The organism is Ruegeria sp. HKCCD6157, from assembly GCF_013110685.1.
GTDB lineage: Bacteria > Pseudomonadota > Alphaproteobacteria > Rhodobacterales > Rhodobacteraceae > Ruegeria.
Map to the genome: position 1 here is coordinate 1 of NZ_WVRB01000006.1, position 22,592 is coordinate 22,592.

Here is a 22,592-nt window from a genome sequence, read left to right on the forward strand (position 1 = left end):
AGTGTAACCGCCGCTTCCGCCGCGTCCCAGCGCCTCAGCAGCGCCGGTGAAGGGGGTTCTAAGTATAACAAACAAATCCCGCAAGCGGAAAATACACAAAAACAGAAGAAATTCTTGAAAAGTTCATTTATCCAACAATTACAGATACTTAAACCGGGTCAATCAAGCGCGCTGCCGCTGACAACCATGTAAAGGCAAGTCAGAATTCCCGGTTCAGCGCGTTATGCACATGATTACCCATAGACTCACATCCGAGTCAGGCGGAATCGGCCCTCTTGGACCGGAAAGACAGGTTGGGAATCGGCAGGCGCAGGGCAAGCAGGGCGATGATGGTAGCCAGGTAAGCAAGCGGCTCGATCTGAAAACCTTTTGCCAGCAAGAGGTAATGCATCGCCGCCAACAGTGCGGCCGCGTACACAAGGCAGTGCAACTTGCGCCAACGCGGTCCCAGTCGGCGCACCGACCAGTTGTTGGAGGTCAATGCCAGCGGAAGCAGAAGAAGGAACGCCGCCATGCCAACCGTTATGTACGGGCGTTTGAGGATGTCCGCCCAGATCTGGCTGGGAAGCTGCACATCCAGAACCAGCCACACAAGAAGATGTAACGCGACGTACACAAACGTTAGCACCCCGATCGCGCGGCGAAACTTCATCAGGTTGAGACCGACATGCCGGCGCAGGGGCGTGACCGCCAAACCGGCAATCAGCAACTGAAGGGCCAGTTCCCCATATCTGTGCTCCAACGCCTCGATCGGTTCGACGCCCAGACCACCGGTCAGGCCAAGATAAAACAGCCAGGGCGCGGGCAATGCTCCCAGCAGATATATGACCCATACCGGAATACGGCGGAGTGTCTGGTTCATCGCCGACATGGTTCTAATAGTTCTTGGCCAGATCCATGCCTTCATAAAGGCTGGCGACCTCTTGTTCATAACCGTTGAACATCAGGGTCGGCTTGCGTGACGCGAAAAGCCCGCCCCCGATCTCGCGCTCGGAAGCCTGAGACCAGCGTGGATGGTCCACGTTGGGGTTCACATTGCTGTAGAACCCGTATTCGCGTGGATTGGACATGTTCCAGCTGGTGGGGGGTTCATCCTTTGTAAGCGTGATCCGAACAATCGACTTGATCGATTTGAAGCCGTATTTCCAAGGGACGACCAGACGCAAGGGCGCACCGTTCTGGTTGGGAATAGGGCGGTCGTAAATTCCGGTTGCCATGATTGTCAGAGGGTGCATCGCCTCGTCCAGGCGCAAGCCCTCTCGGTACGGCCAATCGAGAACGGGAAACCGCGTTCCCGGCATCTCGTCCGGGCGATAGGCCGTCTCAAAAGCCACATATTTCGCGCCGTCTTGCACGCCCGCCATATTGAGAAGGTCGGCCAGCTCAAACCCGTTCCACGGAATTACCATCGACCAGGCTTCCACACAGCGGAAGCGGTAGATCCGCTCCTCTATCGTCATCTCGGACAGGATGGCCTGAAAATCATAGTCGCCGGGGCGGTCGACCAGACCGTCAATCGTGACGCTCCAGGGTTCGGTCACCAGCGTATGAGCATATTTCGCCGGGTCATCTTTTCCGGTCCCGAACTCATAGTAGTTGTTGTAGGTGGTGATCTCTTCCCACGTGTTCGGCTCCAACCCATCCTGTGCTGCCGCCGGTTTGGCCATCGCAGTCAGGCCGACACCTGCCAGCCCGGCCATAACCTGCCGCCGGTTGAGGAACGCCGCCCGGGGGGTAACGTCGGCATGTGTCAAAGTATTGGTCCAGCGATGCGCCATATGGGTCTCCGTCATCTTCAGTGGTCGCTATTGACGTAGTGTGCTGATAGCACAGCGCCACGGAAACAGGCGTAACGATTGAGCGAAGTGATTGTAACGTTCCAATGTGATCGGGCATTCGAGTATCGTTTTCAGCACCGAAAACCATAGACTAGAGAGCTTTTGGAGCCCGGCGGAAAACCGCGGTTTTAGTGAATTACCGTCAGAACACGGGTACAAAACTTTACAACTGCGGGCGCAAGGCTGCACTCTGTCAGACGGGCGCCACGCCAAGCCGAACGCGAGGCAAGGCTGCGATTGCAGCCTTTTGGCCGCAATGGGAGGAAGAAAAATGTGTGATATCTGCGTAATGAATGCCGTCAAAGACAAGATGCTGTCTCGTCGCGGGTTCTTCAAAGCTGCCGCCGCTTCGGGTGTTGCAGCAACCGCAACCGGGGCCGTCGCGCCGGCAGCACTGGCGGCCGGGCATGGCGGTGTCGAAGATATGACTCATACGCTGAGCCCGGATTTCCCGACATGGGGCGGCGAACCCGGCATTTCCGCCGAGCAAGCATTCAACTTTGCTGATCACGGCTTCAATCTGTTCAACCTTTCAATCAACGAACATACGGGCACGCATATTGATGCGCCGCTTCACTTTTCGGCGGATGGGACGTCGGTTGATGAAATCCCCGTCACGGATCTGGTCGCCCCCTTATGCGTCGTGGACATCGCCGCCCGAGCGGCCGAAGACGCTGACACGCGCGTCACCCCGGACGATCTGAAAGCCTGGATTGCGGCCAATGGTGATATCCCTGATGGTGCCTGCGTGGCGATGCATTCCGGATGGGCAGGCAAAACCGCCACGGATGAGTTCCGCAATTTCGACGGCGAAGCGCAGCATTACCCGGGCTTCCACGTTGAAGCCGCGCAGATGCTGATGGACGAGACCGGAGCACGATCAATTGCCGTTGATACCCTGTCCCTTGATCACGGCATGTCCGCAGATTTCGCGACGCATTACGCGTGGTTGCCGTCAGGTCGGTTCGGGATCGAATGCCTGGCTGGGCTGGATCGCGTGCCAGCATCTGGTGCAACGCTGGTGATCGGCGCACCCAAGCACCAAGGCGGCACCGGCGGGCCGGCGCGGATCTTTGCATTGATCTGACTAATGCCCGGGCGGCCGATCAGCGCCCGCCCGGCCATCTTTCCGGCAGAGCCAAACTTCTGCCACAGTTGCAGAACAAGACTTCGTGCATTCTTGATCTGTTCGGGACACCCTGCCTTCATGTTGCTCAGACCCCTTGTTGTTTTTTTGTCTTTGCTGTGCGGATCGGCATTGGCTGATGTGCAATCATGCAAAAAGCTGTTTGAGCGCGCGCCGCAGGTCCTGAGTGATCTGAACCAGATCGGGTCGGAAGTTTATGAAGACAGCCATCCGGGCCTCGGCTATTCCGCCACTTTTGCAGACTCGTCCTCCAAGATCACGGTTTTCTTCTATGACCATCAACTATGACCATCAACAAAGGGACGTCTCATCCGAAATGGCCCTTGAAAGCTTTAAACAAGCTGCACGCGATATCGCTGCAATAGCTGCGCGGCGCAGGGCCGAGCTTGGCGAAATCAACGCCTATCAGTTGCGTGATCCGTCACAGGTGTTGCCGTATCGGGCCGAGGCCAAAGCATCAGATGGCCTGTCCGAACTTCTGGCAGTCGGCGTCGTGGACAATTGTATTGTGAAGCTGAGGTTCACGGCCCAGTTTCCAATGGAGAAAGCGCAGGTCTGGATGAAGGTCCTCAGTGATTATCTGAACAAAGGCTATGGAAAGCCGACATGAAAAAGGCCCGCCAAAAAAAGCGGGCCTTTCAGTTCACGGTGTCAGATCAATGCACCACGGCATCGTCCGGGCGGGGTCGCTCGGAAGTTCCCAAACGATCACCGATGATCAAACCATCGGGCCCGGCGGTGACCGGAACGACGTCACCATCCTTGATTTCCCCGGCCAGCAGAGCTTCGGCCAACGGGTTCTGCAAGGCGCGCTGTATGACGCGTTTCAGCGGGCGGGCACCGAAGACCGGATCATAGCCTTCATTGGCCAGCCATTCCTTGGCGCTGTCATCCAGGGCCAGCTCGATCTTGCGGGCGGCCAGACGTTTTTGCAGACGTGCCATCTGAATATCGACGATGCCATCCATATCGGCCCGCTTGAGGCGGTCAAAGATGATCGTTTCGTCCAGACGGTTCAGGAACTCGGGCCGGAAATGTGCCCGGACCGCATCCATCACGTCGCGCTTGGCCTGTGAACTGTCCGCACCTTCGGGCAACTGGCTGAGCGCCTGCGACCCAAGGTTCGACGTCAGGATGATCAGCGTCTGTTTGAAGTCCACGGTGCGGCCCTGACCATCGGTCAGAACGCCATCGTCCAGAACCTGCAACAGCACGTTGAAGACATCCGGGTGCGCCTTTTCGACCTCGTCGAACAGCACGACCTGATAGGGCCTGCGCCGCACGGCTTCGGTCAGCACACCACCTTCGTCATAGCCGACATAGCCCGGAGGGGCACCGATCAGACGGGCAACCGCGTGTTTCTCCATGAACTCGGACATGTCGATGCGCACCATCGCGTTGTCGTCGTCGAACAGGAAATTCGCCACGGCCTTGGTCAGCTCGGTCTTACCCACGCCGGTCGGCCCAAGGAACAGGAACGAGCCCAGCGGGCGGTTTTCGTCATTCAGACCCGCACGCGCACGGCGTACTGCATTGGCAACAGCGGTGACAGCCGCATCCTGACCGATCACGCGCGAATGCAGTTCTTCTTCCATCCGCAGCAGTTTCTCGCGTTCGCCTTCCAGCATTTTGGCGGTCGGGATGCCCGTCCAGCGTTCGACAACGCTGGCGATCTGTTCCGGACGTACCGTTTCCTCGGCCATCATGGCGTTGCTTTCGGCATTCTCGGCCTCGGACAGCTTTTTCTCAAGCTCGGGGATGATGCCATAGGACAGCTCACCCGCCTTGGCGAGGTTGCCTTCGCGCTTGGCGATTTCCAGATCGGCCCGCGCCTTGTCGAGCTGTTCCTTCAAATCCCGCGCGCCAGCTAGCTTGTCGCGTTCGGCCTGCCACTGCGCGGTCATCTCGGCGGATTTTTCCTGAAGCTCGGCAAGATCCTTCTGCAAGGTTTCCAGGCGATCCTTCGATGCCGCATCGTCTTCCAGCTTCAGCGCCTCTTCTTCGATCTGCATCTGAAGGATCTGACGATCCAGCTGATCAAGCTCTTCGGGCTTGGAGTCCACCTCCATCCGCAGACGCGAGGCCGCCTCGTCGACAAGGTCGATGGCCTTGTCGGGCAGGAACCGGTCGGTGATATAGCGATGCGACAGAGTCGCCGCCGACACCAGCGCCGAATCCGAGATGCGCACACCGTGGTGCAGCTCGTATTTCTCTTTGATACCGCGCAGAATGCTGATCGTGTCCTCGACCGTCGGTTCCTGAACCATCACCGGCTGGAAGCGGCGCGCAAGGGCCGCGTCTTTTTCGACGTATTTGCGATACTCGTCCAGTGTGGTCGCACCGATGCAGTGCAGCTCACCCCGTGCAAGCGCAGGCTTGATCAAGTTGGCGGCATCCATCGCACCATCCGATTTGCCCGCGCCAACCAGCGTGTGCATCTCGTCGATGAACAGGATGATCTCACCCGCGGCCTCGGTCACCTCGGTCAGAACAGCCTTGAGGCGTTCTTCAAATTCACCACGGTATTTCGCACCAGCGATCAGCGCCCCCATGTCAAGCGCAAGCAGCTTCTTGTCCTTCAGCGATTCCGGCACGTCGCCGTTGACGATGCGCAGGGCCATGCCCTCGGCGATCGCGGTTTTACCGACGCCGGGTTCACCGATCAGAACCGGGTTGTTCTTGGTGCGGCGCGACAGAACCTGCATCGCGCGGCGAATTTCCTCGTCGCGGCCGATGATCGGGTCGATCTTGCCTTCGCGCGCGGCCTCGGTCAGGTCGCGGGCATATTTCTTGAGCGCGTCATAGCCCTCTTCCGCCGTTGCGGTGTCAGCAGTACGCCCCTTGCGGATGTCGTTGATGGCTTCGTTGAGCTTTTGCGCAGATACGGCACCCGCCTCCAGCGCCTCTTTGGCCTTGGATTTGACCATGCACAGCGCCATCAACACGCGTTCGACCGGCACAAAGCTGTCGCCCGCCTTGGTGGCGATCTTTTCAGCCTCGTCCAGAACCTTGGCCGTCTGGCCGTCCATGTAAATCTGGCCGGCATCACCGCTGACTTTCGGGATCTTGCCCATAGCTGCGTCAAGCGCCTCGACCACGCGGTTCGGCGCGCCGCCCGCGCGTGTGATCAGATTGCTTGCCAGCCCCTGATCGTCATCCATCAATGCTTTGAGTATATGTGTTGGCTCCAGCCTCTGGTGCCCCTCGCGCAGCGCAATGGTCTGCGCCGCCTGCACGAACCCCCGTGCACGTTCGGTGAACTTGTTCAAGTCCATGGTATTCTCCTTTTCCAAGCGCCCGGTGAATTCGCGCCCGCTTGGCAGCACGCAGTGGTCCGGGCCTTGACCTCAATCTGGGAAACTTCTCCGCCGCTTCAAGAGGCTAGAGAGTGAAAAAACTCCTCAACCACGCGGAATCGTATAGACGGTGTAGCCCCCGGTTTCAGCCACCTGCTGGGCATCGTTCGCCTCGACCAGCGTCTGCGCGGCGGCGCTGCCTGTGGGGCAGGATACAAGGTCGGCGGTGTGGTCAAGGAAATTGCCGGTAAAGGCGGTTTCTCCGGTCAACTGGCACCAGTCATCTTCGGACCGATAGCCGCGGACAAGATACAAATCATCATTGGTCGGGGGCGGCGCGGCGCCTGTTTCGGTCTGTGGCGGCGTGTCGGCACAGGCGGCCAGCGCGGCCACGACGGCCAGCGGAACAAGGTGCTTCATGGTCTGTCCCCTTGATGCAATTTTCGTTTCAGAATGGCAGCACCATAGCACAGTTGGGACAAAGCGGGGACACCGCTGGCTCCTTTGTCAGCCGTGGGGGTCAACCGCCTTCGATCTGCCGGATCAGCTTTTGCACCTCGTCATCGCCCTGCTCGGCCGCGAGGCGAAGAAACCTCAGCGCCTCTTCGACATCGCCGGTTTCATAGAGCAACCGGCCGAATTTGCGCTGCGATTTCACATCGCCAAGCTTTGCGGCCCTGCCCCAGAACAACAGGGCTGCTTCCGTGTCCTGGGGCACACCGTCCCGCCCGTGATAGGTCAAAGACCCAAGATTGTGCAGCGCCACGACATTGTTCTGCCTGGCGGCCTGAAAATAACAATCCAGCGCCTGTTCGATGTCCTTGGAGTAGCCGTTCTCGCCGATCTCGTAGATGTATCCCAGACGCGCCGCGGCATCGGCGCTGCCGTTTCGGGCCGCCATCTTCAGATAATCGACCGCGCGCTGCATATCGCGCGTCACATGCGTGCCTTCGCGATAGATTACACCGAGGTGCAGCAGAGACGGCTCATATCCGAAGAACGCGGCCTTTTCGTTATAGTACAGCGCCTTGTCGATGTCGGGCGCAACACCTTTCCCGTTCTCGTAGCCATAAGCGACGTTGTGCATCCCCATCGGCAGACCGGTTTCGGCAGCCGCCATGTACCAGGCAAACGCGGTCTCGTGGTCCGCGGGAACGATCTCGCCATCATTATAGAGCGAAGCGAGCGTGTTCGTCGCCAGCCCGCTGCCCTCCATCGCGGCCAGTTCCGAAAACTCGAGCGCCATTTCCAGCTTGCCGCCTTTCATGAGCGCCCGGCCAAAGGCGGCGACGACCTCGGCATCGACATCCTGGTCTTTCAGCAGCAGATCGGCACAGATCGCCATCGCATTCTCGGCGTCCATGTCGGCCCATTTCACCCCGTCGAAATAGGGCGACTGCCCCGGAGCGGCAGCGGCCATCAGGCAGTCATACTCTCCATCCGAATAGTCGGGGTCCTGCGGTGGATCGTCAGGGTCGGGTTCCGGCCGAGGCCACCACACCCAACCGTATCATCCCGTATTTTCCTGCGTCTTTTCTTGTCTCAATGCGTCACACGCTCTACAGAAGCGCCGATCACGTCAAGTTTGAAAGGCCGAAACAATGTCCCGAACCGCAGATGACCGCCTGATCGTCGCCCTCGACGTCCCCAACGCGCTGGAAGGGCTGAAGCTGGCCGAGACGCTGGGCGACGCCGTTTCGTTCTACAAGATCGGCCTGGGCATGCTGACAGGCGGCGGGCTGGCACTGGCCAATGAGCTCAAGCAGGAACACGGCAAGCGCATCTTTCTGGACATGAAGCTGTTCGACATCGGCAACACGGTGGAAAACGCGGTGCGGGGGCTGGCGCAGTTCGATCTGGACTTCCTGACCGTGCATGGCGACCCGCATGTGGTGCGCGCCGCCAAGGAAGGCGCGGCGGGCAAGGATCTGAAAATCCTGGCGGTGACCATCCTGACCTCGCTGAACCGCGACGACCTGGATGCCGGCATGATGAAGGCCGGTGACGTTCAGGACATGGTGGTGGAACGCGCCGCCCACGCCTTCGAGGCCGGGGCCGACGGCGTGATCGCCAGCCCGCAGGAGGCCGCCCTGATCCGCGCCCTGCCCCAGGCGACGGGCCGGCTGATCGTAACCCCCGGCGTGCGTCCGGCAGGCGCGGCACTGGGCGATCAAAAACGTGTGGCCACACCTGCCAGCGCCATCCAGGACGGGGCGGATCATATCGTAGTTGGCCGCCCCATTTATCAGGCCGAAGATCCGAAATCCGCGGCCGCGGCCGTTTTGACCGAGTTAAATTCTCTGAAAACGAGATGAGCAGGATCATCGTTTCAACAGGGATTCACGCTGAAAAAACCGCCGCAACAGGTTGACCTTACGTCAATTTTTCGCGAATCCGCGCCAAATCGTCCCTGTGCCAGAAAACACACATTCAAAAAGCGAGTTTTTGAAAAGCGCGCTTAACCCTATCTCAGCCCGAAAATCTTAGCGATTCTTAAGGGGATTTACTCCCCAACGAACCTATTCTTCCTGAGGTTCGTTACTTCCCCCCGCGAAGCGCGGGGGGTTTCTTTTCTCTGAATGATCTTTGATCGATATCACTGGATGATATAAAGAACCCCCAAGACAACTGCGGAACACACGAGGACGCAGATGCCCGGTCTTTGCCGAGATTGCCTGACCCCTTTGACCAACGAACGGCGCTGCACGGCCTGCGGCAGCCCCAGGGTAAAGTCTCATCCCGAACTGTTTGATCTGTCCATCGCTCATATGGATTGCGATGCCTTTTATGCTTCGGTGGAAAAGCGGGACAATCCGGAACTGGCAGACAAGCCTGTCATCATCGGCGGCGGCAAACGCGGTGTTGTATCCACGGCATGCTACGTGGCCCGAATTCGCGGTGTGCGATCCGCCATGCCCATGTTCAAAGCGTTGCAACTGTGCCCCGATGCCGTCGTGATCAAACCACGCATGTCCGTGTATGCCCAGGTGTCACGGGACATCCGCGCCATGATGGACAAACTGACACCAGTGGTCGAACCCCTGTCGCTGGACGAAGCTTTCATGGACCTGTCCGGCACCGAACGGCTGCACGGAGCCCCCCCGGCCGTCATGCTCGCGCGCCTGGTCAAACGCATGAAGGATGAACTGGGCGTGACAGGATCCATCGGGCTGAGTCACAACAAATTTCTGGCCAAGGTTGCCTCGGACCTCGACAAGCCCCGCGGGTTTTCGGTGATCGGCAAGGCAGAGACGGCAGAGTTTCTGAATGACAAACCCGTAAGGTTGATCTGGGGCATTGGCCCCGCCGCGCAGGAAACACTGGACCGGGCAGGGATTCGAACCTTCAACGACCTGCTGCGTTGGGATCAGGAGGCTTTGACTGCGCGTTTCGGCTCGATGGGGTATCGCCTGTGGCATTTGGCACGGGGTCAGGACAAACGGCGCGTTTCAGCCCATGAACCGATGAAATCCATCAGCAATGAGACCACGTTTTTCGAGGACACCGCCAATATTGATGTTCTGGACGGACATTTGTGGCGCATGGCCCTGAAGGTCTCGGACCGGGCCAAGGCCAAGGATCTGGCTGGCCGGGTCGTTACGCTGAAGCTGAAGAAAGCCAATCACAAGGTTCTGACACGGCGCGTGTCATTGCGGGACGCAACGCAGATCGCGGACAGGATTTATCGCACCGCAAAAGGGCTTTTCGATCAGGTGGGAGATCAGGGGCCGTACCGCCTGTTGGGGTGTGGCCTGTCTGACCTGTGCCCGGCGGATCAGGCCGACATCTCCGGCGACCTGCTTGATCCCGGCGCCGTCCGCAGATCACAAGCCGAGCGGGCCACCGACCAAATCCGCCGGAGGTTCGGCCCGGAAGCCATCGTGAAGGGCCGTGCTTTGCGCTAGTTTTATTCCGCCGCCAGACGAAGAGGTTTTGAACCGATCCTGGATATGTCGCGCACCACCTGCCGGAGGAGTTTCGAAAACGTCATGAAATTGGCGTTCGGCGCAATCTTTTCTTCGTCCATATACAAGGCCCGGTCGATTTCAATCTGGATCGCGTGTTGCTGGCGGGTGGGGCGGCCATAAGTCTGAGTCACATAGGCCCCGGCAAACGGGGCATTGCGCACCACATTCAGACCTGCCGCAGCAAACGCCGATTCGACGAGGTCCACGATTTCAGACGAGGCCGAAGCACCGAACCGATCACCCAGCACGATCTCGGGCCGTTTGTTTCGGGTCGTACCAGCCATGGCCACCGCCTCATGCGGCATGGAGTGGCAATCCACCAGTATGGCCTGGCCGAATTTCTCGTGTGATTCGGCCAGCAGGGATTTCAAACGTGCATGATAGGGGCGCCAATAGGTGTCGATACGCAGCCGCGCCTCGTCCATGGTCAGCTTGCCGCTGTAGATTGCCCGTCCATTGGCCACAACGCGGGGTATCACACCCAACCCTGATGCGACCCTGGGGTTGTGCCCATGCCTGCGGGCACCGCTGATCAGCGCCGGGTCCAGTTCGTCCAGACTGCGATTCAGGTCCAGATAGGCGCGCGGCATGGTCGCTTTGATCAAAGGCGCGCCATTTTCGGCCGCAGCAGCAAACAATTGATCCACGAAGGCGTCTTCCGAGGATCGAATCACGCTTTGATTCAGAACGGACCGCTTCAAAAACGCTTCTGGATAATTCCGCCCGCTATGCGGAGATGAAAAAACCACGCATGAACTGCGGTTTTCTGGCATATCCAATACAAAGGCTGCGTTCTGCATGATCCCTCCATGTTCGCAATCAACATAGACCGGAAAATAGTTCTACCAAACCCCTTGAACCCCTTTGCGACTCCTTTTATAGACCCCGCTACCGGCGCGGGGTTCCGCGCCCCATTTCGTTATGGGGCTGATCACGCAAAGGGAAAGTGGGCGGTTAGCTCAGCGGTAGAGCACTTCGTTGACATCGAAGGGGTCACAAGTTCGATCCTTGTACCGCCCACCATGATTTCACTGTTCCGGAGATCCGGGACACCCGAGTAACCCAGGCGCTGGCCACGTCCTTGATGAAGGCGCCGCAGATTGGAGACAGACCATGAAGGTCAAGAACTCGCTCCGCTCGCTCAAGAATCGGCACCGCGACTGCCGTATTGTGCGTCGCAAAGGCCGCGTCTACGTTATCAACAAGACGCAGCGCAAGTTCAAAGCTCGTCAGGGCTGAGAACAGCGAAACACCGTTTTAGAAAACCGCGCTCTTGAGCGCGGTTTTTTTTGTTTTCTGCACCTGTGCGCCCGACGTGCTACCCTTGCTTCGATATTGCGGAGTGTAAAACCCATGCGCGAACACGGCATCGACGTACTGGTGGGGACGACCAAGGGAACGTTCATTATCTCTGGTGATCAGAACAGGTCAGACTGGAAAGTGACGGGCCCGCATTGCGAAGGATGGCCGATCAACCACGTCATCGGCGACAAGGAAACGGGCACGCTTTGGGCCGGGGGCGGTGGTGACTGGCATGGCGCCGGTGTCTGGTGTTCCGAAGACGGCGGTGTGACTTGGCAGGTCGCAAAACTCACCAAGGGCCAAATGGACGAGTGGGCCGCCAACGATCAGGATTTTGCCCAGATGATTGGCTGGACCGGAGAACCCGCACCATTCGCCGATGAGTTTTCTCAGGTCTGGTCTTTGCGTTATCAACATGGAACGTTGTACGCTGGCACAAAACCGGCCCGCCTGCTTGCCAGCCACGACAATGGTCGGACATGGGACACGCTTGAGGGCCTGACAAACCACCCCTCAGCACCCGATTGGAATCCCGGCGGTGCGGGACTGGTCCTGCATACAATCGTGACTGACCCAAATGATTCGAAAAAGCTCTGGGTCGGCATTTCCGCTGCGGGTGTGTTTGCAACCGAGGATGGCGGCGCAAGCTGGGAGCGGCGCAACAGATTGTCCAACGCCGAATCTTGCACGCATCATGATCATCCCGCTGCCCCCAGGGATGGTGAAACGGGTCATTGCGTCCACAACATGGTTCAAGCTCCGGGAACCGCAGATTTGCTCTACCAGCAAAACCATCACGGTGTCTGGCGCTCGGCCGACGGAGGGCGCAGTTGGGATGACATCACCAAAGGCCTGCCATCCACCTTTGGATTTCCGATTCATGTGCACCCACGTGATCCTGACACGATCTGGACATTACCTTTGAACGGAGACAGCATCGGGCGCTATCCACCGGATGCCGCTGCGGCAGTTTGGAAATCCACAAATGGAGGCGCAACATGGCAAGACCAGCGGCGTGGGTTGCCGCAAGAAAGCTGTTTTTTCACTGTTCTGCGACAGGCCATGGCCGGAGACCACCGAGACCCCGCCGGTGTCTATTTCGGGACCAACAGCGGCTCGGTTTTTGCCAGTGTTGATGAAGGGGACACATGGACGGAAGTCGCGCGCCATTTGCCCACGATCCTTTCAGTTGAGGTACTTGATCGTGAGTGATCCAGACACCGCCACATGACTTGTATCTTTCCGTTCAACACAAGTCGCGCCCGCTCGAAAAAGCCTCGCAAGGGCGCCTGCGCTCATTTGACCAAGTAAATCTGTCGGATTTTCTTGCATCTCGCTGAGAATCGTATAATTGAGTAAATCAGTCGGGATATCGACCGACGCGAAATTCAATTGTTGGGGCAAACTATGCTGAAATCCACAACCTGCCTGGCTGCCGCTCTGTCGGCATTGATCGCAACATCAGCCGCGGCTGAAGGCGAGCTGAACCTTTATTCGTCGCGCCACTATGACACTGACGAACGTCTTTACACGGACTTCGAAGAAACGACCGGCATCAAGATCAACCGGATCGAAGGCAAGGCGGATGAATTGATTGCGCGCATGGAAGCCGAAGGCGCGAACTCTCCGGCGGATGTAATGCTGACGGTCGACACGTCTCGCCTGGCGCGCGCCAAAGATGCGGGCATTCTGCAAGCAATCGACAGCGAAACCCTGGAGGAGCGCATCCCCGCCAACCTTCAGGACGAAGACAACCAGTGGTTCGGCTTCTCGCAGCGCGGTCGGATCATCTTTTTCAACAAAGAAAACGTTGCCAATCCGCCGGCCACTTACGCGGACTTGGCCAAGCCGGAATACAAGGGCCTGATCTGCATCCGGTCCTCGACGAACACCTACAACCAGACCCTGCTCGCTTCGATCATCACACATGAAGGTGCCGAAGCTGCAAAATCCTGGGCGGAAGGCGTTGTCGCCAACATGGCCCGAGACCCGCAGGGGGGTGACACCGACCAGCTGCGTGGCATCGTTTCGGGTGAATGCGACATCGCTGTATCGAACACCTACTACTATGCGCGGGCTATCCGCAAAGACGTCAAAGGCCTGTCCTCTGATCTCGACAAGATCAGCTGGGTCTTCCCCAATCAGGACAGCTATGGTGCGCATATGAACCTGTCGGGCGGTGGCGTCGCGGCACACGCGCCGAACAAGGAGAACGCAATCCTGTTCCTCGAGTATCTGGCAAGCGATCAGGCGCAGAAGTACTTCTCGGCGGGCAATGACGAATTCCCGGCAGTGCAGAGTGTTGAACTGGCGGAATCGGTAAAGGCACTGGGTGAGTTCAAAGCTGACGACGTGAACCTGTCGGAAGTCGCAAAGAACATCCCGGAAGCACAGAAAATCTTTAACGAAGTCGGCTGGAAGTAATCCACTGCCTCGTCAAAAGCTGGCAGAGGGCGCGGAGTTTCTGCGCCCTTTTTCATTTACACATACATAATTTTATGCAATTTTCCCTTAAATGAAAAATCTTCTCGTTTGTGATCCATGCTCGACAGCCTCTCAAACCGCCTTGCCGTCCGTTTGAACGAACTCCGCCACGGGCGCGGGTGGTCCCTGGATCAACTGGCCGCCCACAGCGGAATCAGCCGCGCCACGCTGTCCCGCATGGAGAAAGGAGAGGTCAGCCCCACCGCTGAGAGTCTTGGCCGCCTCTGTGCCGCATATGATCTGCCGGTGTCACGGCTTTTGATGATGGTCGAAGACAGCTTTGACCCCAAAGTGGCGTTTGAACGCCAGACCGAATGGCGGGATCCCGAAACCGGCTTTACCCGCCGTGCAGTTTCACCGCCTGCAAACGGCTTGAACGCCGAGGTCGTGGAATGTCACCTGCCGCGCGATACGGTCATCGCTTACGATGCGCCGCCCAAATCCGGGCAGGAACACCATCTGATCCTGATCGACGGCGCACTGACACTGACAGTTGACGGAACACCCCATGCGCTGAGCGCCGGAGATTGCCTGCGCTATCACCTGTCGGGCCCAACCCGGTTCGAAACCGGGGCATCTCGCGGTGCGCGTTATCTTTTGGTGCTGATATGATCTCGCGTCTGACCGATCTCGATTTCAGCGCGGCAGTGGATGATCTGGCGGAAATCCTCCACGCCTGTGTGCATGACGGGGCCAGCATCGGCTTTGTCCTTCCGTTTACCGAGAGTGACGCACGAAATTACTGGCTGCAAAACGTTCGACCTGGGCTGAAATCCGGTGCATTGGAGCTGTTTGTCCTCCACGATAACGGACGCATTCAGGGCACGGTGCAACTGATCCCCACGACCATGCCCAATCAGCCGCATCGCGCGGATGTCGCAAAACTTCTGGTGCACCCGAACGTCAGACGGCGCGGTTTTGGCCGCGCCTTGATGGAAGCCCTCTTTCAGCGAACGGCAGAGTTGGAACGCACGATGCTGGTTCTTGATACCCGCAGCACCGACCCTTCTCGATTGCTTTATCTGGACCTGGGGTTTCAGATCGCCGGGGAAATTCCGAACTATTGCCGGAACCCGTTCGAAACCAGACTGGAACCCACAACTTACATGTATAAAGAGCTGTCAGCCTGACGCCAAACAGCGGCCGTATAACCGTGGATCAATGATTTTTCCCGAGTGGTCCACGCGAAGTCGTGCGAAAGGTCCGGGGCATTCCCATGCCGCGTTTTTGCGCGGCGCGCGCCGCGACCAGGCCTGAACACAGCGGAACTCAATCGCCCGGCCACCTGAAGGGATGACCGGGCAATCAACTTAGTGCCTTGCGTTTAGAAATGCGCTGACTTCGTGCCTGCGGGCTTTTCCATCGGAGGCGCAAATTTGGTGAGGTCGATACCTTTCACGGCCGATTTGTATTCCTCGGCGGTTGGCATTCGGCCCAAAACAGCTGACAGCACCACCACAGGGGTCGATGCCAGCAGGGATTCACCTTTCTTGTCCGCCGCGTCCTCAACAACACGGCCCTGGAACAGGCGTGTGGACGTGGCCAGCACAGTGTCACCCTTTGCGGCTTTCTCCTGGTTGCCCATGCAGAGGTTACATCCCGGACGCTCCAGATACAGGATGTTCTCGTATTCCGTCCGCGCTTTGCTCTTTGGGAACAGATCGTCGAATTCAAAGCCTGAATACTTCTGAAGAATGCTCCACTCGCCTTCTTCTTTCAGCTCATCGATGATGTTGTAGGTGGGCGCAGCAACGACCAGAGGGGCCTTGAATTCTACTGTGCCCTTCTCCTGCTCGATGTTTTTCAGCATTTGCGAGACGATGACCAGATCGCCCTTGTGCACCATGCACGATCCAACAAATCCCAGATCGACCTTCTTTTCCCCTTTGTAGTGGGAAACCGGCCGGATCGTATCGTGGGTGTAACGCTTTGAGACATCGGCGTTATTGACATCCGGGTCGGCGATCATGGGTTCGCTGATCTCATCCAGATCAACCACCAGCTCGGCAAAATACTTAGCATTTTCATCCGGTTTCAGGGCGGGCTTTTCACCCGACTTGATTTCCGCGATGCGCGCGTCGGCCTTGTCGATCAGACCTTGCAGTGTCCGGGCCTCGTTATCCATTCCCTTGTCGATCATGATCTGGATACGGCTTTTCGCGATTTCCAGAGATTCGATCAACGTGTCATCCGCCGAGATGCAGATTGAGGCCTTGGCCTTCATCTCGGCCGTCCAGTCGGTGAAGGTGAATGCCTGATCCGCCAGCAATGTGCCGATGTGAACTTCGATGATCCGGCCCTGGAACACGTTGTCGCCGAATTTCTTCAGCATCTGCGCCTGGGTGGCGTGAACCACATCGCGGAAATCCATGTGATCCGCCATCTGGCCCTTGAATGTCACCTTGACCGATTCCGGGATCGGCATGGTGGCTTCGCCAGTGGCCAGCGCCAGTGCGACAGTACCCGAGTCAGCGCCAAACGCGACGCCTTTGGACATACGTGTATGCGAGTCGCCACCGATGATGATCGCCCAGTCATCCACGGTGATGTCGTTCAGAACCTTGTGGATGACGTCTGTCATCGAGTGATAAACACCTTTGGGGTCACGCGCGGTGATCAGACCAAAGTTGTTCATGAATTTCATCAGTTTTGGGATATTCGCCTGCGCTTTGGAATCCCAAACCGAAGCAGTGTGACAGCCAGACTGATAGGCGCCGTCAACGGTGGGCGAGATCACCGTAGCCGCCATGGCTTCCAGTTCCTGCGCCGTCATCAGGCCGGTGGTGTCCTGCGAACCGACGATGTTGACCTTCACCCGAACATCCGAGCCCGCATGCAGAACTTTGCCTTCGGCTACGCCGACCGCGTTCTTGTTGAATATCTTTTCAACCGCCGTCAGGCCCTGCCCTTCATGCGAGATCTCTTTGGACGGTGCAAAAGCGGATTTCAGCTCGATGCCGAGCGTCTCGGCTGCGAATGTCTGGAGCTTTTTACCAAAGACAATGGCATAAGATCCTCCGGCCCTTATGAACTCGGTCTTTTGCGGCGTGAAGGATGATGACAGATCGACCAGCTCTTTGTCGCCTGCGTCATTGAACAGCTTTTTGTCCTTGGTGTTGATGGTCAGTACCTTTCCGGTCTCGACGGAATATTTCTGCTCGAGGATAGGATTGCCGTCATTGTTCAGGATCGGATTGCCGTCGGCATCCACTTTCTTGACCCAGTTCTTGAGATCGATGCCGATCCCGCCGGTGACGCCGACGGTGGTCAGAAAGATCGGTGAAATCCCGTTTGTACCGGCAACAACCGGCGCGATGTTCACGAATGGAACATAGGGGCTAGCTTGCTTTCCGGTCCACAATGCAACGTTGTTGACACCGGACATGCGCGACGATCCAACGCCCATCGTCCCTTTTTCAGCAACCAGCATGACGCGCTTGTCCGGGTGCTGTTTTTGCAAGTCCTGAATCTCGGCCTGTGCTTCGGGTGAGATCATGCACTTGCCGTGCAATTCGCGGTCCGACCGCGAATGCGCCTGATTGCCGGGCGACAGAAGATCGGTCGAAATATCCCCTTCGGCCGCCACATAGGTCACAACCTTGATTTCTTCTTCGATGTCGGGAAGCCGGGTAAAGAACTCGGCCTTGGCATAGCTTTCCAGAATGTCCCCGGCAACGGCGTTGCCGGCCTCAAAGGCCGTTTTCAGACGGTTGGTATCTGCGTCGTACAGGAACACCTGGGTTTTCAGAACTGCCGCCGCTTTCTGCGCAATCTCTGCGTCATCGCCCAGCGCCAGATCAAGCAGAACCTCTACCGATGGGCCGCCCTTCATATGCGACAGCAATTCAAACGCGAAATCCTGCGAGATTTCTTCGACCATCGCTTCACCCAGGATGATCTCTTTCAGAAAGCGCGCCTTTTCACCTGCGGCGCTGGTTGTGCCCGGAAGCGTGTTGTAGATGAAGTAGTTCAGTGAATCGGCGCGATGAGCGTGACCCGTATCTTTGATCTGCCCGATGATTTCCTGCAAAAGCGCACCGTCTTCGATGGGTTTGGGGTGCAGATCCTGTTCTTTGCGCGTCTCGATTTCGTTCAGGTACTCTGTGTAAAGGCTCATGACGGTTCCGACCATTTAGCTGATGCACCAGGCCACGTAAAAGCCCGGCACCTTGAATTTGTATGCGGCGGTATACCAAACTGCGCCGGCGTGCAAGATACCGATCTGCGACCCAGTGTCCTGCCCTACGGGCGATGCCCGCCGCAATGTCGGCAGGTGCGTCGATGGGAGTGTTCGATCCCCTACCCCCCGAAAGCCGCAATAAGCGCTTTCGCCAAGGGAAAAGAAGAATAGCCCACCCGTGAAGGTGTAAGCCCCATCCGCACGACGACCATGTCACGCGACGGGAAAATTCCGATGGATTGACCGTCATGCCCTTGCAACCAAACCGCGTCTTCAAACGGTGGCAGGTCGCCCGGCGATTTCAACCAAAGATGACCCTTGGCATATTCCCCACCAGACGCTGCAACGGGTTCGAACATCCAGTCCACAAAACCTGTGGGCAAAACCTGTGCGCCGTCCCAAACCCCTTTTTGCAGCAGAAACTGGCCATACCTCGCCCAGTCTCGGGCCGTGGCGTACATATAGCTGGATCCGATGAATGTATCGGCGACATCCGTCTCGATGATCGCCGAAGCCATGCCAAGCGGTTCAAAAAGCGCATCCCGAGGATAGCTCAAACCGCCATCGGCCAGCTTGTCCTGCCACACCCGGGACAACACGGTGGACGTGCCGGAGGAATAGTTGAAGTCGGTTCCAATGCCGGCTTCCAGTGCACGGTCGGCAGCGAAAACGGCCATGTCATTGCTGAGATACAGCATCCTGGTCACGTCTGACACGTCTCCGTATTCTTCATTCCATTGCAGACCGCTTGTCATCGCCAGCATGTCCGCAACAGTAATGTCTCGCCTTGCGTCGTCTGCCCATTCGGGAAAGCTGTCGACAAGGGTGTCCGATACATTCATCTGACCCGCGTTGATCAACGTTCCGATCAGCCCGGCCGTGACCGTCTTGGTCATGGACCAGCCCAGCAACGGTGTGTCGGCGTCGAACCCTTCCGCATAGCGTTCGGCCACGATGCGCCCGCCTTGAACCACCACTATGGCGCGGTACCCTTCGCCAAGCAGCGTATCATCCGACAAGACGGCCTGAATTTTGGGATCCTGAGACTGTGCAACGTCGTTTCCGCCTGGCCAAAGACCTGTCGGCGCGGGCTTGGCGACCTCAAGTCGCTGCGCACTCAGGGATGTAGCATGCACGTTGGTGCAGCCAAGCCCCTGCCGGAACTGCGATGTGGCGGGCGCGAAGAACCGAAAGAGTCGCGCATGAACAGTCTGCGCCTCTCGATCGACCTCAATCGAAACATGTTTGAGCAGCGGATGCCCCGGGGCCTGCACATCCACCGAAAGGACCTCTTCCGGATCACGTCCGGCAATGAAAACATTCGAACAGACAATCTTGGCCGAGTAATTCGTGCCTACTTTCAACAAATCGGGCGGGGCGATCAGAAGATAACCAAGCAGCCCCACGACGCCCAGAACCGCGACACCTATACCCGTTTTCAATACCTTCCCGAACATCCGCTGACCTGCCCTGTTGCTGTCATTTCAGCACAGGTTAGATACATCCAGCTCGGTTTTGCCACTATTCCGTTGCGTATTCTTCCGATGCTGATCGGCAGGCCCGGCACCTTTCTCGGTGAACGGCTCAGGTCGCCTCGTCGTTTTGATCCTGCGACAACCAAAAGCTTTGCGATTGCCCGGCAAGACGTTGCCAAATCTGTTCACTGAACTCTGGCTTCGCTTCGGCCAAACGGACCATTCTTATTGTCAGCGCCTGCGCAGGCAGGGCGTCTTCAACGCTTACAAGCTGTCCCTGAGCAAGCGGCGTGGCAACCAAAGAATAGGGCAACCAGGCAACGCCGATTTCATTCACGGCATAATGCAGCATCGCCAGCGTCAGGGCCGTCTCGGCCTTGGCCACGAGTCTGGTTTCGTCGGGCAACCGCGGCGCAATCAATTGGGAAAATACCTGGCCAAGAAAGACATCAGGCGGGTAGACAATCGCAGGAATGGTCTTGCCATCCAATTCCCCGCGCATTGCAGGTGCGCATACCGGGATCAATGTCTCGGCACCAAGCGTCTTTGCCTCAAACGCACTTTCAAGGTTCTGCACCCCGCCGTCCGATACCGCGTACATGATCGCGAAATCGACTTCTTTCGAGATCAGCTGCAACAGGCATTCGTCCTGGTTTCCCGATCGCACCTGAACCGAGATATCGCTGTTTTCGGTCAACATCCGGACCACTTTCGGCGAGACGGTTGTCGTCAGCGCATGCTGGCACACAAGCGACAAAGACTGGCTGGCCTGATCGCTTTCTGTTTTCAAACTGTGACGCAGTTTGTGCAGACGCGCGCTCAGTTCGCGCAGTTCAGGTTCCAACGCCTGAACGCCCGGCATCAGGGATACGGGTTTGCGGCGACGATCAAACAGGGTGGCACCGATGCTGCCTTCGATGAGCCGCACCCGACGGGTAAAGGCAGATTGAGTCAGCAGCCGTTTTTCCGCGGCGCGCGTCAGCGATCCGCTGTCCAGCACGGCCAATATGTCATCGATCCATTCCAAACGCATGTGAATCAGATAGCCCAGACCTTACCAACATGCAATTTTTGCAACATATCCGCCGAATTTCGAATTAGCAGAGCGACAACACACATCGTAAATTGACAAAAATCAATATTAGGAACTGTGACATGCATCTCGCGCGCTTTCCCCGCCTTCACCTCGCCCATCTTCCGACACCGCTTGAACCGATGAAGCGGCTTTCCAAAGAGCTGGGGGTGGAAATCTGGATCAAGCGCGACGATTGCACCGGCATGTCAACCGGCGGCAACAAGACCCGCAAGCTGGAATTTCTGATGGCCGAAGCAGAAGCGCAGGGCGCCGACATGGTGATGACGCAAGGTGCCACTCAAACCAACCACGGTCGACAAACCGCAGCGTTTGCCGCCAAGCTGGGCCTTGATTGCCATATTCTTCTGGAAGATCGCACCGGCTATCAAGATGGCAACTACAATACAAACGGCAATGTTCTGCTGGATCACTTGCACGGCGCGACCACCCAGAAGTTTCCCGGGGGTCACGATATGCCGGGCGAAATGGAAAAGGCTGCCGCGAAGAAACGGGCAGAAGGCCGCAATGTCTATGTCATTCCCGGCGGCGGCTCGAACCCGACCGGGGCGCTGGGCTATGTAAACGCGGCCTTTGAACTGTTGGGTCAGGCCAATGACCGCGGATTGCGGATTGACCGGCTGGTACATGCGACCGGGTCGTCCGGTACACAGGCAGGTTTGGTGACGGGAATGTGCGCCATGAATGCGCAGGTGCCGGTGCTTGGCATCGGGACAAGGGCACCTCGGCCAAAGCAGGAACAGATGGTGTACGACCTCGCCTGCGAGACGGCCGAAAAGCTGGGGTGCGCGGGCATGGTAAAACGTGAAGATGTCATGGCCAATACCGACTATGTCGGCGAAGGCTATGGCCTGCCCACTGAAAGCGGCATCGAAGCGATCCAGATGTTTGCCGAATTGGAAGGTATCCTTCTGGATCCCTGCTACTCGGCCAAGGGTGCAGCGGGCCTGATCGATCTGGCGCGCAAAGGCGAATTCAAAGACCAGCGGGTCGTTTTCCTTCACACGGGCGGCGCGGCGGCTTTGGCGGGGTATGACTTTGCCTTCGATCACAAAAACCGCTGGGTGAATATCTGAGCAATGACGCAGCACCCCATCGGCATTCTTGGCGGCATGGGCCCTGAGGCAACGATCCTCCTCCAGCGCAAGCTGGTCGAGGCTATGCCGGTGAGCGACGACCGGGACCACATTCCGCTTTTGATCGACATGAACACTCAGGTCCCGTCACGGATCGCGCATCTGATCGACGGGGCGGGCGAAGATCCGGGGCCGACACTGGCGGCGATGGCGCGACGTCTTCAGGATGCCGGCGCCGTGGCGCTGGCAATGCCCTGCAACACGGCGCATCACTATGCCAAGGCGATCACCGATGCCGTGACCGTTCCGCTGTTGAACATGGTTGAACTGGCCGCGGATCACGCCGTCGGGACGCTCGCGAAGGGGGGGTGCGTTGGTGTGCTCGCTTCTCCGGCGGTGCGCCGTATTTGTCTTTTCGAAACAGCCCTGCACGCGCACGGGCTGTCAACCGTTTGGCCAACGGATGACGACGCGATGCTGGCGGCGATCCGCGCGATCAAGGTCAACGGTCAAAGCGAGAAGGCACGCGAAACGCTGCGAGCATCCTCAAGGGCGTTGGTCAAGGCGGGGGCGGACTTGCAGTTTGTCGCTTGCTCTGAATTCTCCCTCATTGCCGACAGCGTCGCGGGTGACGCCAATGCAGTGGATACGATCGATCTGCTGGTCCGCGCGATCGTCAATTTTTCTCAGACGGGCCGGCATACAAGGTAAAGGCGCATTTTCCGTTCAACGG

General features: G+C 57.9%; 22 protein-coding genes and 1 tRNA gene. 14 read left to right on the forward strand and 9 right to left on the reverse strand.

Annotated features, from left to right (window positions below):
- Window positions 1-192: hypothetical protein (locus tag GS612_RS20445; protein ID WP_216603625.1), on the forward strand; the 192-nt coding region annotated here is incomplete at its 5' end.
- A gap of 64 nt (window positions 193-256) precedes the next feature.
- Here the strand turns inward: GS612_RS20445 and msrQ are convergent.
- Both msrQ and msrP read right to left on the reverse strand, forming a co-directional pair.
- Window positions 257-871 carry a protein-methionine-sulfoxide reductase heme-binding subunit MsrQ gene (gene msrQ / locus GS612_RS16375; RefSeq protein ID WP_171641772.1) on the reverse strand — a complete coding sequence of 205 codons (615 nt, stop codon included), beginning with the start codon at window positions 869-871 and terminating at the stop codon, window positions 257-259.
- 4 nt (window positions 872-875) lie between these two features.
- On the reverse strand, window positions 876-1,778 hold the full coding sequence (gene msrP / locus GS612_RS16380; protein ID WP_171120718.1) for a protein-methionine-sulfoxide reductase catalytic subunit MsrP: 903 nt from the start codon (window positions 1,776-1,778) through the stop codon (window positions 876-878).
- Window positions 1,779-2,109: 331 nt separating this feature from the next.
- On the opposite strand from msrP, the gene GS612_RS16385 reads away from it, so the two are divergent.
- The 3 genes from GS612_RS16385 (at window position 2,110) to GS612_RS16395 (ending at window position 3,595) form a co-directional block, all read left to right on the forward strand.
- Entirely contained in the window at window positions 2,110-2,925 is an 816-nt protein-coding gene (locus tag GS612_RS16385; protein WP_171641774.1) for a cyclase family protein, read from the forward strand.
- A gap of 120 nt (window positions 2,926-3,045) precedes the next feature.
- Window positions 3,046-3,273, forward strand: coding sequence for a hypothetical protein (locus GS612_RS16390; RefSeq protein ID WP_171641776.1), 228 nt, complete (start codon window positions 3,046-3,048; stop codon window positions 3,271-3,273).
- Window positions 3,257-3,595 carry a hypothetical protein gene (locus tag GS612_RS16395; protein WP_171641778.1) on the forward strand — a complete coding sequence of 113 codons (339 nt, stop codon included), beginning with the start codon at window positions 3,257-3,259 and terminating at the stop codon, window positions 3,593-3,595. The genes GS612_RS16390 and GS612_RS16395 overlap by 17 nt, the downstream gene beginning before the upstream one ends.
- Before the next feature lie 46 nt (window positions 3,596-3,641).
- Here the strand turns inward: GS612_RS16395 and clpB are convergent, their stop codons facing one another.
- The 3 genes from clpB to GS612_RS20720 form a co-directional block, all read right to left on the reverse strand.
- Window positions 3,642-6,260 (reverse strand): ATP-dependent chaperone ClpB, encoded by a 2,619-nt coding sequence (gene clpB, locus GS612_RS16400; RefSeq protein ID WP_171230757.1) that lies wholly within the window; start codon window positions 6,258-6,260, stop codon window positions 3,642-3,644.
- Window positions 6,261-6,386: 126 nt separating this feature from the next.
- A complete protein-coding gene (locus GS612_RS16405; RefSeq protein ID WP_171641780.1) occupies window positions 6,387-6,701 on the reverse strand; it encodes a hypothetical protein in 315 nt (104 codons plus the stop codon).
- A gap of 100 nt (window positions 6,702-6,801) precedes the next feature.
- Complete coding sequence (locus GS612_RS20720; RefSeq protein WP_171641782.1) at window positions 6,802-7,782, reverse strand: tetratricopeptide repeat protein; 981 nt, start codon at window positions 7,780-7,782, stop codon at window positions 6,802-6,804.
- Window positions 7,783-7,882: 100 nt separating this feature from the next.
- On the opposite strand from GS612_RS20720, the gene pyrF reads away from it, so the two are divergent.
- Together pyrF and GS612_RS16420 are read left to right on the forward strand one after the other, a co-directional pair.
- Complete coding sequence (pyrF, locus tag GS612_RS16415) at window positions 7,883-8,596, forward strand: orotidine-5'-phosphate decarboxylase (protein ID WP_171641784.1); 714 nt, start codon at window positions 7,883-7,885, stop codon at window positions 8,594-8,596.
- Between the two features lie 336 nt (window positions 8,597-8,932).
- On the forward strand, window positions 8,933-10,186 hold the full coding sequence (locus GS612_RS16420) for a DNA polymerase IV (RefSeq protein WP_171641786.1): 1,254 nt from the start codon (window positions 8,933-8,935) through the stop codon (window positions 10,184-10,186).
- Window positions 10,187-10,188: 2 nt separating this feature from the next.
- Here GS612_RS16420 and GS612_RS16425 read toward each other — a convergent pair whose 3' ends face one another.
- The gene (locus GS612_RS16425; protein ID WP_152456686.1) at window positions 10,189-11,049 is read right to left on the reverse strand and encodes an N-formylglutamate amidohydrolase; all 861 of its coding nucleotides are present in this window, start codon (window positions 11,047-11,049) and stop codon (window positions 10,189-10,191) included.
- Between the two features lie 148 nt (window positions 11,050-11,197).
- Here GS612_RS16425 and GS612_RS16430 point away from each other — a divergent pair.
- From GS612_RS16430 to GS612_RS16455, 6 genes are all read left to right on the forward strand, one after another.
- Window positions 11,198-11,272: transfer RNA gene (locus GS612_RS16430), tRNA-Val, on the forward strand.
- A gap of 90 nt (window positions 11,273-11,362) precedes the next feature.
- Window positions 11,363-11,488 carry a type B 50S ribosomal protein L36 gene (gene ykgO, locus GS612_RS16435; RefSeq protein WP_008755722.1) on the forward strand — a complete coding sequence of 42 codons (126 nt, stop codon included), beginning with the start codon at window positions 11,363-11,365 and terminating at the stop codon, window positions 11,486-11,488.
- A gap of 114 nt (window positions 11,489-11,602) precedes the next feature.
- The gene (locus GS612_RS16440; RefSeq protein WP_171641787.1) at window positions 11,603-12,763 is read left to right on the forward strand and encodes a sialidase family protein; all 1,161 of its coding nucleotides are present in this window, start codon (window positions 11,603-11,605) and stop codon (window positions 12,761-12,763) included.
- Between the two features lie 195 nt (window positions 12,764-12,958).
- A complete protein-coding gene (locus GS612_RS16445; RefSeq protein ID WP_171641789.1) occupies window positions 12,959-13,975 on the forward strand; it encodes a Fe(3+) ABC transporter substrate-binding protein in 1,017 nt (338 codons plus the stop codon).
- A gap of 117 nt (window positions 13,976-14,092) precedes the next feature.
- Entirely contained in the window at window positions 14,093-14,647 is a 555-nt protein-coding gene (locus GS612_RS16450; protein WP_171641791.1) for a helix-turn-helix transcriptional regulator, read from the forward strand.
- Window positions 14,644-15,165 (forward strand): GNAT family N-acetyltransferase, encoded by a 522-nt coding sequence (locus tag GS612_RS16455; RefSeq protein WP_171641793.1) that lies wholly within the window; start codon window positions 14,644-14,646, stop codon window positions 15,163-15,165. The genes GS612_RS16450 and GS612_RS16455 overlap by 4 nt, the downstream gene beginning before the upstream one ends.
- Before the next feature lie 194 nt (window positions 15,166-15,359).
- Here the strand turns inward: GS612_RS16455 and GS612_RS16460 are convergent, their stop codons facing one another.
- From GS612_RS16460 to GS612_RS16470, 3 genes are all read right to left on the reverse strand, one after another.
- Window positions 15,360-18,152 carry a bifunctional aconitate hydratase 2/2-methylisocitrate dehydratase gene (locus tag GS612_RS16460; RefSeq protein ID WP_171641795.1) on the reverse strand — a complete coding sequence of 931 codons (2,793 nt, stop codon included), beginning with the start codon at window positions 18,150-18,152 and terminating at the stop codon, window positions 15,360-15,362.
- A gap of 182 nt (window positions 18,153-18,334) precedes the next feature.
- Window positions 18,335-19,672, reverse strand: coding sequence for a serine hydrolase (locus GS612_RS16465; RefSeq protein WP_171641797.1), 1,338 nt, complete (start codon window positions 19,670-19,672; stop codon window positions 18,335-18,337).
- A gap of 127 nt (window positions 19,673-19,799) precedes the next feature.
- Window positions 19,800-20,723 carry a LysR family transcriptional regulator gene (locus tag GS612_RS16470; RefSeq protein WP_171641798.1) on the reverse strand — a complete coding sequence of 308 codons (924 nt, stop codon included), beginning with the start codon at window positions 20,721-20,723 and terminating at the stop codon, window positions 19,800-19,802.
- 122 nt (window positions 20,724-20,845) lie between these two features.
- Here GS612_RS16470 and GS612_RS16475 point away from each other — a divergent pair, with 122 nt between their 5' ends.
- Together GS612_RS16475 and GS612_RS16480 are read left to right on the forward strand one after the other, a co-directional pair.
- Window positions 20,846-21,859, forward strand: a complete 1,014-nt coding sequence (locus tag GS612_RS16475) for a D-cysteine desulfhydrase (RefSeq protein WP_171641800.1) — start codon at window positions 20,846-20,848, stop codon at window positions 21,857-21,859.
- Window positions 21,860-21,862: 3 nt separating this feature from the next.
- The gene (locus tag GS612_RS16480; protein ID WP_171641802.1) at window positions 21,863-22,570 is read left to right on the forward strand and encodes an aspartate/glutamate racemase family protein; all 708 of its coding nucleotides are present in this window, start codon (window positions 21,863-21,865) and stop codon (window positions 22,568-22,570) included.
- Window positions 22,571-22,592: the final 22 nt, after the last annotated feature.

What these genes read in the sequence shown, in the direction of transcription:
- msrQ (WP_171641772.1), bottom strand. Translation starts at nt 871, where the DNA reads ATGTCGGCGATGAACCAGACACTCCGCCGTATTCCGGTATGGGTCATA.
- msrP (WP_171120718.1), bottom strand. Translation starts at nt 1,778, where the DNA reads ATGGCGCATCGCTGGACCAATACTTTGACACATGCCGACGTTACCCCC.
- GS612_RS16385 (WP_171641774.1), top strand. Translation starts at nt 2,110, where the DNA reads ATGTGTGATATCTGCGTAATGAATGCCGTCAAAGACAAGATGCTGTCT.
- GS612_RS16390 (WP_171641776.1), top strand. Translation starts at nt 3,046, where the DNA reads ATGTTGCTCAGACCCCTTGTTGTTTTTTTGTCTTTGCTGTGCGGATCG.
- GS612_RS16395 (WP_171641778.1), top strand. Translation starts at nt 3,257, where the DNA reads ATGACCATCAACTATGACCATCAACAAAGGGACGTCTCATCCGAAATG.
- clpB (WP_171230757.1), bottom strand. Translation starts at nt 6,260, where the DNA reads ATGGACTTGAACAAGTTCACCGAACGTGCACGGGGGTTCGTGCAGGCG.
- GS612_RS16405 (WP_171641780.1), bottom strand. Translation starts at nt 6,701, where the DNA reads ATGAAGCACCTTGTTCCGCTGGCCGTCGTGGCCGCGCTGGCCGCCTGT.
- pyrF (WP_171641784.1), top strand. Translation starts at nt 7,883, where the DNA reads ATGTCCCGAACCGCAGATGACCGCCTGATCGTCGCCCTCGACGTCCCC.
- GS612_RS16420 (WP_171641786.1), top strand. Translation starts at nt 8,933, where the DNA reads ATGCCCGGTCTTTGCCGAGATTGCCTGACCCCTTTGACCAACGAACGG.
- GS612_RS16425 (WP_152456686.1), bottom strand. Translation starts at nt 11,049, where the DNA reads ATGCAGAACGCAGCCTTTGTATTGGATATGCCAGAAAACCGCAGTTCA.
- ykgO (WP_008755722.1), top strand. Translation starts at nt 11,363, where the DNA reads ATGAAGGTCAAGAACTCGCTCCGCTCGCTCAAGAATCGGCACCGCGAC.
- GS612_RS16440 (WP_171641787.1), top strand. Translation starts at nt 11,603, where the DNA reads ATGCGCGAACACGGCATCGACGTACTGGTGGGGACGACCAAGGGAACG.
- GS612_RS16445 (WP_171641789.1), top strand. Translation starts at nt 12,959, where the DNA reads ATGCTGAAATCCACAACCTGCCTGGCTGCCGCTCTGTCGGCATTGATC.
- GS612_RS16450 (WP_171641791.1), top strand. Translation starts at nt 14,093, where the DNA reads ATGCTCGACAGCCTCTCAAACCGCCTTGCCGTCCGTTTGAACGAACTC.
- GS612_RS16455 (WP_171641793.1), top strand. Translation starts at nt 14,644, where the DNA reads ATGATCTCGCGTCTGACCGATCTCGATTTCAGCGCGGCAGTGGATGAT.
- GS612_RS16460 (WP_171641795.1), bottom strand. Translation starts at nt 18,152, where the DNA reads ATGAGCCTTTACACAGAGTACCTGAACGAAATCGAGACGCGCAAAGAA.
- GS612_RS16465 (WP_171641797.1), bottom strand. Translation starts at nt 19,672, where the DNA reads ATGTTCGGGAAGGTATTGAAAACGGGTATAGGTGTCGCGGTTCTGGGC.
- GS612_RS16470 (WP_171641798.1), bottom strand. Translation starts at nt 20,723, where the DNA reads ATGCGTTTGGAATGGATCGATGACATATTGGCCGTGCTGGACAGCGGA.
- GS612_RS16475 (WP_171641800.1), top strand. Translation starts at nt 20,846, where the DNA reads ATGCATCTCGCGCGCTTTCCCCGCCTTCACCTCGCCCATCTTCCGACA.
- GS612_RS16480 (WP_171641802.1), top strand. Translation starts at nt 21,863, where the DNA reads ATGACGCAGCACCCCATCGGCATTCTTGGCGGCATGGGCCCTGAGGCA.